Consider the following 18,515-nt stretch of genomic DNA (forward strand, 5'->3'; position numbering starts at 1 on the left):
ACCCCCGGGTGGGGGCCGTCGGGGGCGCCGTCCGGCATCAGGCAGGTCCGCCCGGCTGGTGTCCGAACGAGGTGGTGCCGCCGGGCAGGATGTCCGTCGTCCCCGGGCCGGCCTGCTCGTGTTCGCGCATGAGGACGACGTCGAAGCCCTCCCGGCGGATGCGGAGGTCGACGTACAGCAGGGAGGTGACCCCCGCCTGGAAGGCGTAGCCCACCGCGGTGAACAGGGCCGTGATGGCCTGGGACGCGGCGAGGACCGGCAGCGAATCCATCGCGTCCGGTGTGGCTGACGCACTGGTGCTGAAGCCGAAGAAGAGCGTCACCGCGAACGAGAGCGGGGCCGAGATGACGGAGGTGATGATCGAGACGATGATGCTGGTCAGGAGCACGATGCCGAAGGTGCGCCACCAGTTGCCCCGGGTCAGTTGCCACGAGCGCCTGACGGAGGACCAGGGTCCCACGCCCTCCAGCATCAGCGCGGCGGGGGCGACGACGAGCTTGGTGCTCACCCACACCATGGCCACCAGCGCGCCGAGCACGAGCGGGATGATGACGAGGGCCGAGTACTCCTCGAGCGCGACGATCGCGAGGGCCGAGATGCCCACGAGGAGGGCGAGCCCCGCGAGCCCCGCGCCGAAGGCCAGCAGGCCGAAGCCGAGCAGCGGGAGGATCCGCCGCCGCGCGAGCCGCCAGGCCTGGCCGAAGGTCGTCGTCTGGTTGATGACGGCGCGGGCGATGGGGATCACGAGGATGCCCTGCAGCACGAGCAGCGCGACAGCGGACACGACGCCTGCCACCGATGCGAAGACGCCGAGGCCGGCGAAGGCGCTGATGAGGCTGTCCGGCGTGGGGTTCGCGGATTCGAAGACCTCGAAGGAGGACAGGAGATTGCCGAGCAGGAGCACGGTCACGAGCGCGACGACGGCCTGCAGGAGGATGGCGATGCCGAACGTCGCCAGGGGGTTCTTCCGGCAGGCCTGGAACGCGCCGTCGAGGATCTCGCCGAGCCCGAGGGGCCGCAGCGGGATGACACCCGGCTTCGGCGGAGCCTGGTAGCCGGGGTGCCGATCGAAGCCGGGGCCGCCCTGCCCCGACCCGCGCGGCGGATAGGTGTCGCCCCAGCCCTGGCTGCCCGCCGGGGGGCCGTAGTGCGGCGGGAATCCGCTGCCCGGCGGCGGCCCCTGGTATCCGGGGACGTCTCCGTGGGCCGGGCCCGCGGGCCGACCCCACGGGTTGGCGGGTGCGGGTCCGCCCTGCTGCGCGCCCCAGACGGGGGCGGGGGGCGTCTGCTGCCGGCCGGGGGACTGCCAGGGCGCGGGTGGCTGCTGCGCCTGGTCCTGGTGGGGGGCCGGGCCGGGGGTGTGGCGGGGCGGTGTCCCGTCGCCCGCAGGGCCGCCGTCCGGCGGGCCTTCCACCTGGTCATTCATAGCGTCCCCTCGGTCGGTGCTCGCGGAGGCAGGCGATCAGCGGCCCCCTCCAGCATCATAGTGAGGCGGACGCCCATTCGAGGCAGCCGCGCAGCACCGATTCCGACGCGACATCCCGCACCCCGCGGCAGATGGGACTTTGCGTGGTCGATACGACAGTATTGAGGCATGAAGGCACGCATACTGGTCATCGACGACGACGAGGCCCTGTCCGAAATGATCGGCATCGTCCTGCGCAACGACGGCTTCGACCCGGTGTTCTGTGCCGACGGAGCGGCGGCGCTCGGCGTCTTCCGCTCCGCGCATCCCGATCTGGTGCTGCTGGACCTCATGCTCCCGGGCATGGACGGGATCGAGGTGTGCCGCCAGATCCGGGCGGAATCAGACCTCCCCATCGTCATGCTGACCGCGAAGTCGGACACCTCCGACGTCGTGCGCGGCCTCGAGTCGGGGGCCGACGACTACGTCCCCAAGCCGTTCAAGCCCGCCGAACTGGTGGCGCGTGTCCGTGCGCGCCTGCGGCCCGCCGAATCCAAGGCTCCCGAGACGCTGCGGATCGGCGACGTGACCATCGACGTCGCCGGGCACGAGGTGGCACGGGCGGGCCAGCGGGTCTCGCTGACACCCCTCGAGTTCGACCTGCTGGTGGCCCTCGCCCGGAAGCCGTGGCAGGTCTTCACCCGTGAACTCCTCCTCGAACAGGTGTGGGGGTACCGGCACGCGGCCGACACGCGGCTCGTCAACGTCCATGTGCAGCGACTCCGCTCCAAGATCGAGCGCGATCCCGAGGCACCCGAGATCGTCCTGACGGTGCGTGGTGTCGGATACAAGGCCGGACAGGGCTGATGGGGGGAGCGGGGAGCGCCGCTCCTCCGGCTCCCGCGCTGCTCCCACCGACACCCCGGCCCCGGAGCCCGCACCGGACCGGGATGCCGGGGCAGGCCACGTGACCGCCGCGACGGCGGTGCGTGCCGACCCGGCCTCCGGTACCACCGATCCCCGGGCCGCCGACGGGCCTGCTGCCGACGGGCCTGCCGCAGGGGAGGGCACGCCCGAGGGCGGGCCGTCCGCCACGACCGGTCCGCACGCCGCGCGGCTGCACGCCGCATCGGCCCGCGCCCGGTCGGTGCTGCAGTCGGTGGCGCAGCGCTGGCGCCGCTCCCTCCAGTTCCGGACCGTCGTCGCGACGATGCTCCTCACCTCGGTCTCCTTCGTCGCCGTCGGCGGGTTCCTCTCGAACCAGATCGCCGGGGCCCTCTACGACCAGCGCTTCGACCAGTTCAGCGCCGAGGCCACCGAGGAGCTGACCCGGACGAAGGCCGTCTTCCGGGAGTCCTCGGCGACCGACCGCGACACCACCAGCCGCCTCGTGCTGGACTCCGTCGAGGCCCTCGCCAGCCTTGACACCGACGCGCCGCGCCACGCGATCCTGGTGCCGATCTCGGGTGACGTCCTCGTCCCGACGACGGCGAGCCAGAACGGCGTGACGGCCGGCATGCTGCCGCAGGACCTGCAGGCCGCCGTGGCGGAGGGCCAGGACATCCACTGGGCCCCCCTGCAGATCCCCGTCACCGAGAGCGGCGCGACCGACGCGCCCGGCATCGCGTTCGGGACCCAGGTGCAGCTCCCACCGGACCAGGCCTCGTACGCGCTGTACGTCTACTACGACCTGTCGGCCATGCAGTCCACCCTCGACGACATCCACCGGGTGCTGTGGCTGGCCGGTGTCGTCCTCCTGCTCGTCATCGGTGCGATCGCCTGGTACGTGACGCGGAGCGTCGTCCGGCCGGTGAGCCACGCGGCGTCGGTGTCGGAGAAGCTCGCCGCGGGGCAGCTGCAGGAGCGCATGGAGGTCAGCGGGGAGGACGAGGTGGCCAGGCTCGGCGTCTCCTTCAACCACATGGCCGGGAGCCTGCAGGACCAGATCACCCAGCTGGCGCAGCTGTCGCAGATGCAGCAGCGCTTCGTGTCCGACGTCTCCCACGAACTGCGCACCCCGCTCACCACGGTCCGGATGGCCGCGGAGGTCCTCTACGACGCGCGCGCGGACTTCAACCCCATCAACAAGCGGTCGGCCGAGATCCTGTTCGACCAGGTGGAGCGGTTCCAGGCGCTGCTCGCGGACCTGCTCGAGATCTCCCGGTTCGACGCCGGAGCAGCCGTCCTCGAGGCGGAATCGGTCGACATCGTGCAGCTCGTCCAGCACGCGATCGAGGGGGCGCGGCCCCTGGCGGAGCGGCTCGGATCAGAGGTGACGATCGTGTCGCAGGAGACGCGGTGCATCGCGGATGCCGACGCACGCCGGATCGACCGCATCCTGCGCAACCTCATCGTCAACGCCCTCGAGCACGGCGAGGCGAAACCGATGGAGATCCACATCGCGAGCAGTCCCGAGGCGGTCGCCGTCGCGGTCCGGGACCACGGCATCGGCATGACCACGCTGCAGGCCTCGCGGGCGTTCGACCGCTTCTGGCGGGCCGACCCCGCCCGGGCGCGGACGACCGGGGGCAGCGGGCTCGGACTCTCGATCGCCCTGGAGGACGCCCGGCTGCACAACGCCTGGCTGGAGGCGTGGGGCATGCCCGGGGAGGGCGCGTGCTTCCTCCTGACGCTGCCCCGGACCCAGGGGACCGAGCTGACGTCGTCGCCCCTGACCCTGCCGCCGCCGCCGGCCGGCGGACCGGGGCCGGAACGTCCCGCCCACGATCACCAGACGGAATCAGTACACGGACCGAGCGAGGGAGAGTAGTGGGAGATCACGCGACGGCCGTCCATCGGAGGGAACGTGCCCGCACCGGCGCCGCCAGGCTCGTCGTGCTGCTCGTCGCCTGCCTCCTCGTGCTCACGGGGTGCTCGGCCATCCCGACGACGGGGCCGGTGGGGGTCATCGAGGCGTCCGACGGCGAACCGGACGCCGTCGCGCCGGTGTTCGACCCCGAGGGGCCAGCGCCCGGGGCGACGCCCGAGCAGATCCTCCGCGACTTCATCACCGCCGGGACGGGCGCGAGCGACGGCTACAGCGTGGCACGCCAGTTCCTGAGCCCCGAGCTGCGCGCGACGTGGCAGCCCGAGGAACGGATCGTCCTGTTCCGGTCCGACCCGCGCGTCGAGAAGCGCGAGTCCGAGGGCGTCTACCAGATCCAGCTGGAGACCGCGGGGACCGTCGACGCCCGCGGGGTGCGCACCAACACCGTCGTCCCCGCGACGGAGACCCTGGGCGTGCGGATGGTCCAGCTCGACGGCGAATGGCGGATCGGCGAGATCCCGGACGGCATCATGCTCGCCCAGAGCAGCGCCCGCGATCTCCTGATCTCGCACAGCCTGTACTTCTACAGCAGCAACTACCGGTACTGGGTGCCCGACGCCCGCTGGTTCGTCCGGCGCACCGGGGTGACCGCGCGGATCGTCGGCGCGATGCTCGCCGGCCCGGCGCCCTACCTGCAGGGGTCGGTCACCAGCGCCTTCCCCGAGGGTGTCACGCTCGCCCGGGATTCCGTCCCGATCACCTCGGGCAGGGCGACCGTCGAACTCTCGCCGGAGGTCCTCGAGAACGCGACGAACCTCAAGCTCCAGCAGATGAACCAGCAGCTCCAGGCCAACCTGCTCGACCTCAACGACGTCACCTCGGTGGAGATGGCCAGCGACCAGCCCATCCAGCTGGGGCCGCCGGCTCCGGACCTCATCGTCCCCGAACCGACCCCCGATGTCGGCGGCGAGCAGGTGGCGGTCGCGGAGGGCGAGCTTGTGCGGGTCCGCAACGGCGCCGTCACCGCAATCGAGGGGCTGGAATCCGTGGGAGCGCTCGACCCGCGGGACCCCGCGATGTCCGTCTCGGGCAGCGCCTACTCCTTCCTCGACGCGGATCGGGAGACCCTCTACATCACGGCGCCCGGCAGCGAGGCGCGCGCCGTCGTCCGGGGCAGCGGCCTCACGAGGCCTTCGTTCGATCCCGAGAACTGGGTCTGGACCACCCGATCGGCCGGGGGGCGGAGCGAGGTGCTCGCCGTCCCGCCGGGCGGCACGGAGGCGAATGCCGCGGTCCTCTCGGCCGGGTGGCTGGGGGACAGGAGAGTCAAGGAGCTCCGCATCGCCCGCGACGGGTCGCGCGCGCTGATCGTCACGGATCGTGGCGGTGTGGGCGAGGTGCTGCTGGCGGGGATCACCCGGTCGACGGAGGGTGTCCCGCAGTCGCTCACCACGCCGCTCACGCTACCGACGGACGGCTCGATCGACACGGCCACGTGGGCAGGACAGAGCGTGATCGTCGCCTCCTCCGTCGGAGCGGGGGAAGCGATCCCCGTGATCCTCCACCTCGACGGCGACCGCGAGTCGATGGCCGCGCTCGACGGCGTCCTCGGCCTGAGTGCCGGATCGGACGCCGAGGACACCCTCTACGCCGAGGCGGGCAGCACGCTGTACTCACGTATCGGCAGCAGTTGGGTGGACGAGCAGCTCGCGGTGACGGATCCGGCGTTCCCGGGGTAGCGGATGTCCACATGGCGGCGGTCCGGCCCCGGGCCTGCGCCGCCGGATGATCATCTGGGGTGATGCACGCCACCGACCCCTCGACCGTCCTGGACCGGATCGTCCTCGCCGGTCCCTGTCGTCGCATCGCCGATGCCCTCACGGCCTTCGCGGCGCTCGTCCTGCCGTCGTCCTGCGTGCTCTGCGGGCGGTGGGACACGTCCCTCTGTCCAGCGTGCAGCGCGGCCTTCCGTCGTGCGACGTCGCGCCCGTTCCGTGCGGAGGCAGGAGCCGAGTCCCTGCCCGATGTCGCCCTGGGCCCGGACGGGAGAGCCGGGCACGACGACGACGGCGCCCACGCCTACGGTCCGCTGCCCGTCGTCGCCGCCGGGCGGTACGGGCGGGCGGTGTCGGGTGTCCTGCTCGCCTACAAGGACCACGGGCACGTCGACCTCGCGGCTCCCGTGGGGGCGGCCCTCGCCGGAGCGCTGCACGAAGCGGTGGCGCAGCTGTGCCGCGGCCGGGCCGGCCCGGCGGCAGCCCGCCCGGTCCTGCTCGTCCCGGTACCGGGACGGGCCTCGTCCCGCCGGCGGCGCGGCTACGACCCGCTCATGCTGCTGCTGTCCCGCCTGGACCGGAGAGGCGACCTCCCGGCCGGCGCGAGGCTCGCTGCGGGGGCCCGCCACGTGGCGCCGGGGTCGCGCCTGGCCGGCACCCTGGCCCGGGCAGGGGTCGGAGGGGTCGTCCGGGCCGGTCTGGGCGCGCTGTCCGGACCGGGCGGCGGGCAGAAGGCCCTGGGCCGCCGTCGGCGCCGCGTGAACGTCCTGCAGTCGATGCGTGCGCCGAGGCACGCGCGGGCGCTGCTGGCGGACCGCGACTGCATCATCGTCGACGACGTCCTCACCACCGGCGCGACGATCGGCGAGGTGCACCGCGTCCTGCGGAACTGCGGGGCGCGGGTGCTGGGTGCGGTCGTCATCGCCGCGACGTCCTCGCCCACCGGCGGCCACCCCGGGACACAGGCCGGGCCGTCGGCGGCGGGGCATGGTGCCACCGACCCTGCACAGGCCCTGGCCGGCGACATACAGGAAGTTCGGGAGTGGCGAAGGGTGAATAAAAGAGGGGGGTGAACTACCGTGAAGTACGGGTACAACACAGTGACGATACGTACCCGTCGGTGGCGGCTCTGCGGGTACGCCTCGGCCGCCGTCGTATCACCTAGTGATGTGGAGGGCACCATGGAATTCGTGATCAATGGTCGGAACCTGGCGGTATCGGACCGTTTCCGTGAGTACGCTACGGAGAAGATCGACAAGATCGAGCAACTCGGCGACAAGGTACAGCGCGTCGATGCGAAAATCACCAAGGAGCCCAGTGCCCGCATGGCGGATACCTCCCTCACGGTCGAGCTCACGGTGATCTGCAGGGGCCCGGTCGTCCGGGCCGAAGCGTCCGCGGCCGACAAGTTCGCCGCCTTCGATCTCGCCTACGGGAAGCTCCTCGAGCGCCTGCGCCGTGCCCGCGACCGTCGCAAGGTCCATCACGGCCGCCACACCCCCGTGGCCGTCCGCATCGCCACGGCCGATCTCGAACCCGCCGATCCGGCGCAGCCCCTCTATCTCGAGACGGCGGCGAACGCCCCGACGTCCCAGGAGCCCGCACCGCAGCCGGACGACGTCGACGCCTACGCCTCGCCCGACGACGTGCCCGCGGGCGACTCACCGGTCCTGATCCGCCGCAAGGTCTTCTCCGGGGTCCCGATGACCCTGGACGACGCCGTCGACAGCATGGAACTCGTCGGGCACGACTTCTACCTGTTCGTCGACTCCGAGACCGGAGCGCCGTCGGTGGTGTACCGGCGCCAGGCATGGACCTACGGGGTCATCACGCTCGATTCGAACGGTGCGGAAGGAACCGAGGAGCTCCTGGCGTACCGCGCCCGGGAAGCGGCCTCCGCCTAGCCGGGTCCACCACGGCCGGCGCCCGCCGGCCGTGGTCCTCATCGACGACCACGGAACTGCCTCCGCGCCGCGCGCGGAGGCAGTTCCGTGCAGGAGCCCATGCCGAACCTCACCCTCGCCCAGGCGCGGCGGATCGCCCTCGCCGCCCAGGGACTGCACCGCCCCCGTCGTGAGACGCCTTCATCCCCACGCGCCGTCGCGACCGCCGCGCGGCGCCTGCAGGTCATCCAGATCGATTCGGTGAACGTCCTGACCCGGTCCCACTACCTGCCCCTGTTCTCACGCCTCGGATCCTACGATCGCGCCCGGTTCGACGCCCTGTACTCCCGGTCGCCGCGCAGGCTCGTCGAGTACTGGGCCCACGAGGCGAGCCTCGTGCCGCCCGAGCTGTTCCCTCACCTGAGAGTGTGGCAACGCAGGACATGGATGGGCGCGGGCAGCGTGCCTGCCGCCCTGCGCGAGTCCCTGGGATCCGCGGTCCTCGACCTCCTCGGCGCAGGGACACCGCTCAGCGGGTCGAGCATCCAGCGGCTGCTCGGCGGGGACGCCGTGCGCCCCGCCGAGGGGTGGGGGTGGCGGTGGACCGCCCTGAAGCGCGTCCTCGAGGATCTCTTCGCCCGCGGCGAGATCGGTTCCGCCGGGCGGACGGACCAGTTCGAGCGCCTGTACGCCCCCGTCGCGCGCGTGCTGCCCGACGCCGCCCTCGCCGTCGCCGCCCCGGACCGGACGGAGTCCCTGTCGGTGCTGGCCGAGCGGGCGGCGGGAGCGCTCGGCGTCGCGTCCGCCCGCTCCGTCGCCGACTACTTCCGCACCCCCGTCCGGGAGACACGGTCCGTCCTCGACGCCCTGGCGGGCGCCGGGGTGCTCGAGACCGTGACCGTCGACGCCGGCGTGGAGCCGTGGTACCTGCATCCCGCGGCGGCCCGCCCGCGCCAGGCCCAGGGGAGGGCACTGCTGAGTCCCTTCGATTCACTGGTCTTCGAGCGGGACCGGCTCCACCGGCTCTTCGACTTCCACTACCGTATCGGGATCTACACACCGGCCGCACGGCGCACCCACGGGTACTACGTGCTGCCCTTCCTGCTGCGCGACTCGTTCGTCGCGCGCGTCGATCTCAAGGCGGACCGGGCGTCCGGGCGGTTGCTGGTGCGCTCCGGTCATGCGCAGCCCGGCGCCCCCGCCGACACGGCGGCCCAGCTCGCCGACGAGCTGCGCCTGCTGGCACAGTGGCTGGGGCTCGACGACGTCGTCGTCGAGGACCGTGGCGACCTGGCTTCCGCGCTCGCCGCGCAGGTCGGCACGCTACTGTGAGCGGACACGCAGTTCCGCGTCGCTGCAGCGTGCCGCAGGGAACTGGAACGGGGGGCCGGACGTCTCTCTCCCGTAGACTAGAGACGCCATCTTTGGGCAGCATCAGATTGGGAGCAAATACCAGTGCCATCACTTCTTGAACGAGTTCTACGCACCGGCGATAAGAAGACACTGAAGCGACTCCGGAACTACGCTGACGCGATCAATGTCCTGGAGGATGAATTCCGCGGGATGTCCGACGCAGAGCTGCGCGGGGAGACCGAGCGGCTGAAGAAGCGCCTCGCCGACGGCGCCACCCTGGACGACCTCCTGCCCGAGGCCTTCGCCGCCGTCCGCGAGGCGTCGAGCCGCACGCTCGGCCTGCGCCACTTCGACGTCCAGCTGATGGGCGGCGCGGCCCTCCACCTCGGGAACATCGCCGAGATGAAGACCGGCGAGGGCAAGACCCTCGTCGCCACCGCCCCCGCCTACCTCAACGCCCTGAGCGGCAAGGGCGTCCACGTCGTCACGGTCAACGACTACCTGGCCGAGTACCAGTCGGACCTGATGGGGCGCGTCTACCGGTTCCTCGGGCTGACCAGCGGCTGCATCCTCTCCAAGCAGGACCCCGCGACACGCCGCGAGCAGTACGCCGCGGACATCACGTACGGCACCAACAACGAGTTCGGGTTCGACTACCTGCGCGACAACATGGCCTGGAGTGCCACGGAGCTCGTGCAGCGCGGCCACAACTTCGCGATCGTGGACGAGGTCGACTCCATCCTCATCGACGAGGCGCGGACCCCGCTCATCATCAGCGGCCAGGCCTCGGGGGACGTGAACCGCTGGTACAACGAGTTCGCGAAGGTGGTCCAGAAGCTCACCGTCGACGCCGACTACGAGGTGGACGAGAAGAAGCGCACCGTGGGCGTCCTCGAGGACGGGATCGAGAAGGTCGAGGACTACCTCGGCATCTCCAACCTGTACGAGTCGGCCAACACGCCGCTCATCGGATTCCTGAACAACGCCATCAAGGCCAAGGAACTCTTCAAGCGGGACAAGGACTACGTGGTCCTCAACGGCGAGGTCATGATCGTCGACGAGCACACGGGCCGCATCCTCGCGGGCCGGCGCTACAACGAGGGCATGCACCAGGCGATCGAGGCGAAGGAGGGCGTGGAGATCAAGGCGGAGAACCAGACCCTCGCCACCGTCACGCTGCAGAACTACTTCCGCCTCTACGACACGCTCTCGGGCATGACCGGCACCGCCGAGACCGAGGCCGCAGAGTTCATGTCGACCTACAAGCTCGGCGTCGTCCCCATCCCCACCAACCGGGAGATGGCGCGCAAGGACCTCTCCGACCTCATCTACAAGAACGAGGTCGCGAAGTTCGACGCCGTCGTCAAGGACATCGTGGAGCGCCACGAGACCGGCCAGCCCGTCCTCGTCGGCACGACGAGCGTCGAGAAGAGCGAGTACCTGTCGAAGCAGCTCGCCAAGGCGGGCGTCCGCCACGAGGTCCTGAACGCGAAGAACCACGCCCGGGAGGCCTCGATCATCGCGCAGGCCGGCCGCAAGGGCGCCGTCACCGTCGCCACCAACATGGCCGGCCGCGGCACCGACATCATGCTCGGCGGCAACGCCGAATTCAACGCCGTCGCGGCGATGGAGAAGATGGGGCTGGACCCGGCGGACAACCCGGAGGAGTACGAGACGCGGTGGCCGGAGGCCCTCGAGGCCGCGAAGGAGGCCGTCAGGGCCGAGCAGGAGGAAGTCCGCGAGATCGGCGGCCTCTACGTGCTCGGGACGGAGCGCCACGAGTCGCGGCGCATCGACAACCAGCTGCGCGGACGTTCCGGCCGCCAGGGCGATCCCGGACGGTCCCGCTTCTACCTGTCCCTGACGGACGACCTCATGCGCCTGTTCAACTCCGGCGGCGCCGAGCGGATCATGAACAGCGCGACCATGCCCGACGACGTCGCCCTGGAATCGAAGATGGTGTCGAAGGCCATCGAGAGCGCCCAGGGCCAGGTCGAGGGACGCAACGCCGAGCAGCGCAAGAACGTCCTGAAGTACGACGACGTGCTGAACCGCCAGCGCGAGGCGATCTACGGCGACCGCCGCAGGATCCTCGAGGGCGACGACCTCAAGGAGAAGGTGCAGTTCTTCCTCGAGGACGTCATCACCGCGATGGTCGACGAGGCGACCGCGCAGGGCCACGGCGACGACTGGGACTACGACCTGCTGTGGACGAACCTCAGGACGCTGTACCCGATCACCCTGACGGCCGACGAGGTCATCGAGGAAGCGGGCGGGAAGTCCAAGCTCACCCGCGACTTCCTGCACGACGAGATCCTCTCCGACGCGAAGCTGGCCTACCAGGCGCGGGAGGAGTCGCTCGGGGAGCAGACGGTGCGCGAACTGGAGCGTCGCGTGGTGCTCTCGGTCATCGGACGGAAGTGGCAGGAGCACCTCTACGAGATGGACTACCTCAAGGAGGGCATCGGCCTCCGCGCGATGGCGCAGAGGGATCCGCTGGTCGAGTACCAGCGCGAGGGTTTCATCCTCTTCCAGGCGATGATGGAGTCGATCCGCGAGGAGAGCATCGGCTACCTGTTCAACCTCGAGGTGGAGGTCTCCACGCCGGCCCAGACCGGGCTCCCCGGGGTCACGGACGGCCGTGGAGTGGTCCAGGCGCCGACGATCAAGGCCGCCGGACTCGAGGCACCCGCCAAGCCCGCCACGCTCAACTTCATCGCACCCAACGCCCAGGGCGAGGCCGAGGTGCACGTGGAGCGGAACAAGGCACAGCAGGCCGCCCCCTCGAACGGCCGGAAGACCAGGAAGAAGTAGTCAGCCGATCTCGAGGGCGGTGACCCGCCACGCGCCGCGCCGTTGCTCGATCCGAAGAGCGACGGCGCGGACCCGTTTCCGGTCGAAAGCGACCACCGCGGCCTCGAACACGCCGGGGCTGACGGTGCAGACGCGGGCGGATCGGACCACGACGTTCCGGTGCGTGCTCTCCCGGACGTCCCCGCCCCGACCAGCCGGATGTGCGCCGATGCAGCGCACCAGGTTGGTGCGCAACTGGAGTCGCTCGTAGTTCTCCGCGTCGAGCCAGCGGGCCATCTGCTGCAGGGGGCGTGATCCGTCCAGCACTTCGAGTGCCCCCTGGCAGACGGACCGGGCGATCCCGGCGATCCGGAGCTCGACGTCCGGATCCGCGCCGCCCGTGGCGTCTCCGTCCGGCAGCGGGCCGGGGGTCGGGCAGGGTCCGATGGCCCTGTCCGCCGGTGACCTGAGCGGGATCACTGCGCCCTGCGCGTCCGCTGATCGGGGAGGCGTCCCCAGCAGGGGTCGCGGCGCACCGCTGGCCTCGGCGAGCCGGGCGGTGGGACGGTTCGAGGCAGACCCTGTCGGTCCGCGGGGTTCCCTCGCCTACGCCGATCCGCTCGGCCTGCCGGACGCGGTGGCCGTACAACCCGCCGAGGTGGCCGAGGAACCGGGCGCCGGGCGGATCGTGGCCGTCTGGGGTCCGCCGGGGGCACCGGGACGGACCACCGTGGCCCTCAACATGGCCGCGGAACTCGCCGCGGCGGGCAGCTCGGTCCTGCTGGTCGACGCCGATACCTACGGGGCGAGCATCGGTGCGTCGCTCGGGCTGCTCGACGAGTCGGCAGGCCTCGCCCAGGCCTGCCGACTCGCCGACCAGGGCCGCATCGACGGCACGACGCTCGGCCGGATCGCGGTGAGCGTCGCGGTGAAGGGCGGCCGCCTGCGCGTACTGACCGGCATCACCCGCCCGGACCGATGGCCCGAGCTGCGGCCCGCGGCCCTCGGCAGGGTCCTCGAGGCGGGACGCTCCCTGGCGGAGGTGACCGTCGTCGACTGCGGATTCTGCCTCGAGGCCGACGAGGAACTCAGCTTCGACACCCTCGCGCCGCGCCGCAACGGTGCCGCCCTGCGCTGCCTGGAGGTCGCGGACACGGTCATCGCCATCGGCGCGGCGGATACCATCGGCGTCCCGCGCCTCGTGAAGGCGCTCGCGGAACTCGGCGACGCGGTCCCGACGGCCACACCGCGTGTGGTGTTCAACAAGGTGCGGGCGGCAGCGGTGGGCCGTGCTCCCGAGACGCAGCTGCGGGAGGCCTGGGAGCGCTTCGGACCGTCCCTCGGGATCTCCGCCTTCCTACCCATGGACCATGCGGCGGCGGACCGGGCGCTGCTCGCCGGAACGGCCCTGCTCGAGACCGCGCCGGGCTCCCCGCTGAGACTCGCGATCGCCGGCCTCGCCGATGTCCCCGCTGCCGGACAGACGCGGCGGCGCGGGCCCGGAGGGCGGTCGCGCAACGTGAAGTTTCCGGGTATCCCGGCTAGGCTTCCACGGTAAGAGGTCGCAACGGAGCGGCCTTTCATTTCGTTACGGAGGCCCTCCCCATGTCGTCTGGATCCAGGACAACGGATCAGTCAAGCTCGGACACGTCACGGGAGGATTTCGTAGAGCACTACTTCGAGCATCTCGCGCGCGAGGACGCCGTCGGATACGTCCCCACCGATCTCCGCCAGCGGGCGTTCGCCCACCGGGATCTCGCCGAATCCCGTGAGCCGGGAACGGCCTCCGTCGGCGTCATGGACCAGGGCACCTCGAGCGTCGTCATGATCGTCACCGACGACATGCCGTTCCTCGTCGACTCGGTGACGGCCGAGCTCGTCCGGCAGAACGCGGCGATCCGGCTGGTGGTGCATCCCACGTTCCTCGCGGTGCGGGAGGACGAATCCCACGCCCTCACGGCACTCAAGCGCGTCCCCTCGACCGCCGGCGCGTCGAGCGGGGACACCGCGGCCCTGCCGAACATCGGCGAGCTCGTGGGCCTGGACGGACGGACCACGCACATCGAGTCGTGGATCTCGGTGGAGGTCGCGCGCCTGTCCGACACGGCGGCGAAGGAGTCGGTCATCGACGGCCTCCACCGGGTGCTGGGCGATGTCCGCGCCGCGGTCGAGGACTGGCCCGCGATGCGCACCACGGTGCGCTCCGTCGAGGCGTCGCTCGCATCGGTCGCCGGCGCCGAGCAGCTCCCTGACCTGCGCCAGGCGCAGGAACTCCTGCAATGGCTCGACAACGGCAACTTCACGTTCCTCGGCTACAAGGAGTACGACCTCGTGACGGACGAGGACGGCGCCGACGCGCTCCGCGTCCGCGAGGGCAGCGGTCTCGGCCTGCTCCGGTCCGGCAGTGGCGGCAGGCACCTGCAGCAGCTCACCGAGGCCGGACGCGCGAAGGCGCGCGAGCGGCGGGTCCTGGTGATCACGAAGGCGAATTCGCGCTCGACCGTGCACCGCGCGGCGTACCTCGACTACATCGGCATCAAGAGCTTCGACGCCCAGGGCAACGTCGACGGCGAGCGCCGCTTCATCGGCCTGTTCGCCACCAGCGCCTACACCGGTTCGGTGCTCAACGTGCCCCTGGTCCGCGACAAGGTCACCGAGGTGCTGCGCCGCTGCGGGTTCCCCTCGGACTCGCACTCGGGCAAGGACCTGCTGTCCATCCTCGAGACCTACCCGCGCGACGAGCTGTTCCAGATCGACGTCGCGGATCTCGTGTCCACGGCCCTCGGGATCCTGCGCCTGCAGGAGCGGCGGCGGACGCGGCTGTTCCTGCGCCCTGACGTGTACGGCCGTTTCATGTCCGCGCTCGTCTACCTGCCCCGCGACCGCTACACGACCAGCGTCCGGCGGCGCATCGAGGACGAGCTGCGCACAGCGCTGAACGCCGAGTCCATCGATTACGAGGCGCGGATGAGCGAGTCCGCGCTCGCGCGGCTGTTCTTCCGGATCAGGCTGCAGCGGGGGGCCGAGATCCCCGTGATCGACACCGCCGACCTGGAGGAACGCCTCGTCCGCGCGGCCCGTTCCTGGTCCGAGGGAGTGGTGGAGGTCGCGCAGGAGCGGTTCGAGCAGGACAGCGCGCAGCGCCTCGCGACGCTGTGGGCGGAGTCCTTCCCTCCCAGCTACCGCGTCGACTACGAGGTCGAGGACGCCCTGGAGGACATCTCCCGGTTCGAGCGGCTGGCCGAGGCGGGCGACGGGGCTCCGCAGCTCCACGTGTACGTGCCGCAGCGGCAGGATGCCGAGGACGCCCGCCTCAAGCTCTACCTGACCGAGGCGAAGAGCCTCACGCAGATCCTGCCCTATCTCCACAACCTCGGCCTCGAGGTGCTGGACGAGCGGCCCTTCGAGATCACGCGGTCGGACGACCGCTCGTTCTTCCTGTACGACCTCGGGCTGAGGTTCCCCACCGGCATCTCGCCGCTCGCCACCGCGTCACTGCTGCGCGACGCCTTCAGGGCGGCCGTCACGGGCGACAGCGAGTCCGATCAGTTCGACCGGCTCGTGCTCAGCGAGGAACTCGGGTGGCGCCAGGTGGCGATCCTGCGTGCCTACGCCAAGTACATGCGCCAGATGGGCAACACCAACTCGTACGGGTTCGTCGCCGACACCCTGCTCCACAACCCGGTCGTCACCCGGGCCCTCGTGGCGCTGTTCACCGCGCGGTTCGACCCCGATCTCGACGGCGACCGGGACGCCGCCTCCGACGCGGCCCGGACCACGCTCGAGGAGGGCCTGGAGCAGGTGCCGACCCTCGACGCGGACCGCGTGCTCCGGACCTTCGCCAACCTCATCGAGGCGACCCTGAGGACCAACTACTTCCAGGACAAGCGCCATGTGAGCCTGAAGTTCGACACCTCACGGATCAACGGGGCCCCGTTCCCGCGGCCGAAGTTCGAGATCTGGGTCTACTCCCCGCAGGTCGAGGGAGTGCACCTGCGCTTCGGCAAGGTGGCCCGCGGCGGCCTGCGCTGGTCCGACCGGCGCGAGGACTTCCGGACCGAGGTGCTCGGCCTCGTCAAGGCCCAGACCGTGAAGAACGCGGTGATCGTGCCGACCGGTGCCAAGGGCGGCTTCTTCGCGAAGCAGCTGCCGGACCCCGCCCTCGATCGCCAGGCGTGGCTCGGCGAGGGCCAGGCCAGCTACCGCACCTTCATCCGCGGTCTGCTCGACATCACCGACAACGTCATCACGAACGGCACCACCGAGACGGTGTCGCCGCCGCCCCGCGTGGTCCGGCACGACGACGACGACGCCTACCTGGTGGTCGCGGCGGACAAGGGCACGGCGTCGTTCTCGGACATCGCGAACGAGCTGTCCGCGGAGTACGACTTCTGGCTCGGCGATGCCTTCGCCTCCGGCGGATCGGTCGGCTACGACCACAAGGCCATGGGCATCACCGCGCGCGGCGCGTGGGAGTCCGTGAAGCGGCACTTCAGCGAGTTCGACGTCGACACCCAGACCGACGACTTCACCGTCGTCGGGGTGGGCGACATGAGTGGTGACGTCTTCGGGAACGGGATGCTGCTCTCCGAGCACATCCGCCTCCTGGCGGCCTTCGACCACCGCCACATCTTCCTGGACCCGACCCCGGACGCGGCGGTGTCCTTCGCCGAGCGACGGCGCCTGTTCGAGCTGCCCCGATCGAGCTGGGAGGACTACGACCCCGCGCTCATCAGCGCCGGTGGCGGTGTGTACCCGCGGCAGGTCAAGTCCGTCCCCGTCTCGCCCGAGGTGAGGGAAGCGCTGGGCCTCGACGCCGGGGTCACGCAGCTGAGTCCCCCCGAACTGCTGCGCGCCATCCTCAGGGCCCCCGCGGACCTGCTCTACAACGGCGGTATCGGGACCTACGTGAAGTCCTCCGAGGAGACGAACGCCGACGTGGGCGACCGCGCCAACGATGCCATCCGGGTGAACGGCAGCGAACTGCGGGCGCGCGTCGTCGGTGAGGGCGGGAACCTCGGGATGACCCAGCGCGGACGCATCGAGGCGGCGCGGTCCGGGGTCGTCCTCAACACCGACGCCATCGACAACAGCGCCGGCGTGGACTGCTCGGACCACGAGGTCAACATCAAGATCTTCGTCGACCGGATGGTCCGGGCCGGGCGCCTGCAGCCAGAGGAACGCGCGGACTTCCTGCAGTCGATGACGGACGAGGTCGGCCGGCTGGTCCTGCAGGACAACATCGACCAGAACGTGCTGCTGCTCAACGACCGCCAGCGGGTCGTCGAATGGGGCCCGAGTTACGAGCGCATGATGGACTGGCTGGAGAAGAAGGCCGATCTCGACCGGGACCTCGAGGCGCTGCCGACCACGGCGGACCTGCGCCGGAGGATCGACGCCGGCCAGGGCCTCACCGCGCCGGAACTCTCGGTCCTCGCGGCCTACGCGAAGATCGAACTCACCAGGGTGCTCTCGGCCAGCACCCTCGCCGACGATCCGTACTTCAGCGGCACGCTGCGGCGCTACTTCCCGCGCCAGCTCGTGGAGCGGTTCGACGACCTGCTCGACACCCACCCCCTGCGCCGGGAGATCATCTCGACCGTCGTCGCCAACGACATCATCAACATGGGCGGGATCACGTTCGCCTTCCGGGTGATGGAGGAGACCTCCGTCGCCGAACCGGAGATCGCCCGCGCCGTCGTGGCACTGCGCGAGATCTACTCGCTGGACGAGACCGTGGACAGGCTCGCGGCGCTGCCGGCGGACTTCCCGACGGACCACTGGTGCACCGTGCACCTGGATCTGCGGCGGCTCCTGGATCGCGCCGTGCGCTGGTTCGTCAACCACGTCGAGCCGGGCACCTCGGTGGACCAGAACATCGACGCGTTCAAGCCGTTGATCGCGCCCTTCCGGATGCACCTCTGTGAGTATCTCCGGGGCAACGACCTGGAGCGGGCCCGCAGCTGGCGGGCGCGGGCTGCGGAATGGCGCCTGCCGGACGAGCTCGGCCGGCACTGGGCCGAGCAGTTCGAATCCTTCGCCCTGCTCGACATCGCGCACGCCACGCGCAGGATCGACGAGCCCGTGGAGAACATCGCCCGTGTCTACTACGCGGTCTACGACCGCTTCGAGGTCGACAACCTGCTGGAGCGGATCACGAAGCTGCCGAGGACGGACCGGTGGCAGGCTCTGGCACGGGCGGCGTTGCGGGACGATCTCTACTCCACCGCCGCGGACATCACCGTGGCCGTCATGCGCGCGTCCCAGGACATGCAGGACCGCGATGCCGGGGAACGCCTCCAGGCGTGGCAGGACCAGAACGAGGACCAGCTCCAGCGGGCGAGCAACATGTTCGCCGAGGTGAACATGCTGGAGCAGGACGACATCTCGTCGCTGTCGGTCGCACTCAGGCTCCTCCGCTCGATCGTCCGCTGACGGTCGCTCCCGGCGGGGGTGCCAGGCCGGGGGTGGCAGACTGGACTCCGGCGTCCCCGCCGGAGGGCCGGCGTCCGTCCGCGGTCCGCCGGCCGTTTTTTCGC

The 18,515-nt window shown here is 70.8% G+C and carries 11 protein-coding genes; 9 read left to right on the forward strand and 2 right to left on the reverse strand.

Annotation, left to right across the window (positions count from 1 at the left end; all coding sequences use genetic code 11):
* Nucleotides 1-37 precede the first annotated feature (37 nt).
* Nucleotides 38-1,426 carry a proline-rich domain-containing protein gene (locus RY94_RS02410; protein WP_156134980.1) on the reverse strand — a complete coding sequence of 463 codons (1,389 nt, stop codon included), beginning with the start codon at nucleotides 1,424-1,426 and terminating at the stop codon, nucleotides 38-40.
* A 168-nt stretch (nucleotides 1,427-1,594) separates the two neighbouring features.
* On the opposite strand from RY94_RS02410, the gene mtrA reads away from it, so the two are divergent.
* From mtrA to secA, 7 genes are all read left to right on the forward strand, one after another.
* Nucleotides 1,595-2,272 carry an MtrAB system response regulator MtrA gene (gene mtrA, locus RY94_RS02415; RefSeq protein ID WP_043441108.1) on the forward strand — a complete coding sequence of 226 codons (678 nt, stop codon included), beginning with the start codon at nucleotides 1,595-1,597 and terminating at the stop codon, nucleotides 2,270-2,272.
* Nucleotides 2,273-2,372: 100 nt separating this feature from the next.
* Nucleotides 2,373-4,175 carry an MtrAB system histidine kinase MtrB gene (gene mtrB / locus RY94_RS02420; RefSeq protein ID WP_052273839.1) on the forward strand — a complete coding sequence of 601 codons (1,803 nt, stop codon included), beginning with the start codon at nucleotides 2,373-2,375 and terminating at the stop codon, nucleotides 4,173-4,175.
* Nucleotides 4,175-5,911 carry an LpqB family beta-propeller domain-containing protein gene (locus tag RY94_RS02425; protein ID WP_043441111.1) on the forward strand — a complete coding sequence of 579 codons (1,737 nt, stop codon included), beginning with the start codon at nucleotides 4,175-4,177 and terminating at the stop codon, nucleotides 5,909-5,911. The genes mtrB and RY94_RS02425 overlap by 1 nt, the downstream gene beginning before the upstream one ends.
* Before the next feature lie 62 nt (nucleotides 5,912-5,973).
* Complete coding sequence (locus RY94_RS18540) at nucleotides 5,974-7,020, forward strand: ComF family protein (protein WP_052273840.1); 1,047 nt, start codon at nucleotides 5,974-5,976, stop codon at nucleotides 7,018-7,020.
* Nucleotides 7,021-7,128: 108 nt separating this feature from the next.
* The gene (gene hpf / locus RY94_RS02435) at nucleotides 7,129-7,851 is read left to right on the forward strand and encodes a ribosome hibernation-promoting factor, HPF/YfiA family (RefSeq protein ID WP_043441113.1); all 723 of its coding nucleotides are present in this window, start codon (nucleotides 7,129-7,131) and stop codon (nucleotides 7,849-7,851) included.
* Nucleotides 7,852-7,950: 99 nt separating this feature from the next.
* Nucleotides 7,951-9,162 (forward strand): winged helix-turn-helix domain-containing protein, encoded by a 1,212-nt coding sequence (locus RY94_RS02440; protein ID WP_043441115.1) that lies wholly within the window; start codon nucleotides 7,951-7,953, stop codon nucleotides 9,160-9,162.
* A gap of 123 nt (nucleotides 9,163-9,285) precedes the next feature.
* A complete protein-coding gene (gene secA, locus RY94_RS02445; protein WP_043441116.1) occupies nucleotides 9,286-11,997 on the forward strand; it encodes a preprotein translocase subunit SecA in 2,712 nt (903 codons plus the stop codon).
* Here the strand turns inward: secA and RY94_RS02450 are convergent, their stop codons facing one another.
* Nucleotides 11,998-12,456, reverse strand: a complete 459-nt coding sequence (locus RY94_RS02450) for an Rv3235 family protein (protein ID WP_052273841.1) — start codon at nucleotides 12,454-12,456, stop codon at nucleotides 11,998-12,000. It abuts the gene before it with no gap.
* Between the two features lie 79 nt (nucleotides 12,457-12,535).
* Here RY94_RS02450 and RY94_RS02455 point away from each other — a divergent pair, with 79 nt between their 5' ends.
* Complete coding sequence (locus RY94_RS02455; protein WP_052273842.1) at nucleotides 12,536-13,534, forward strand: nucleotide-binding protein; 999 nt, start codon at nucleotides 12,536-12,538, stop codon at nucleotides 13,532-13,534.
* Between the two features lie 47 nt (nucleotides 13,535-13,581).
* Entirely contained in the window at nucleotides 13,582-18,411 is a 4,830-nt protein-coding gene (locus tag RY94_RS02460) for an NAD-glutamate dehydrogenase (protein WP_043441118.1), read from the forward strand.
* Nucleotides 18,412-18,515 lie beyond the last annotated feature (104 nt).

It is taken from the genome of Arthrobacter sp. L77, assembly GCF_000816565.1.
Taxonomy (GTDB): Bacteria; Actinomycetota; Actinomycetes; order Actinomycetales; family Micrococcaceae; genus Arthrobacter_D; species Arthrobacter_D antioxidans.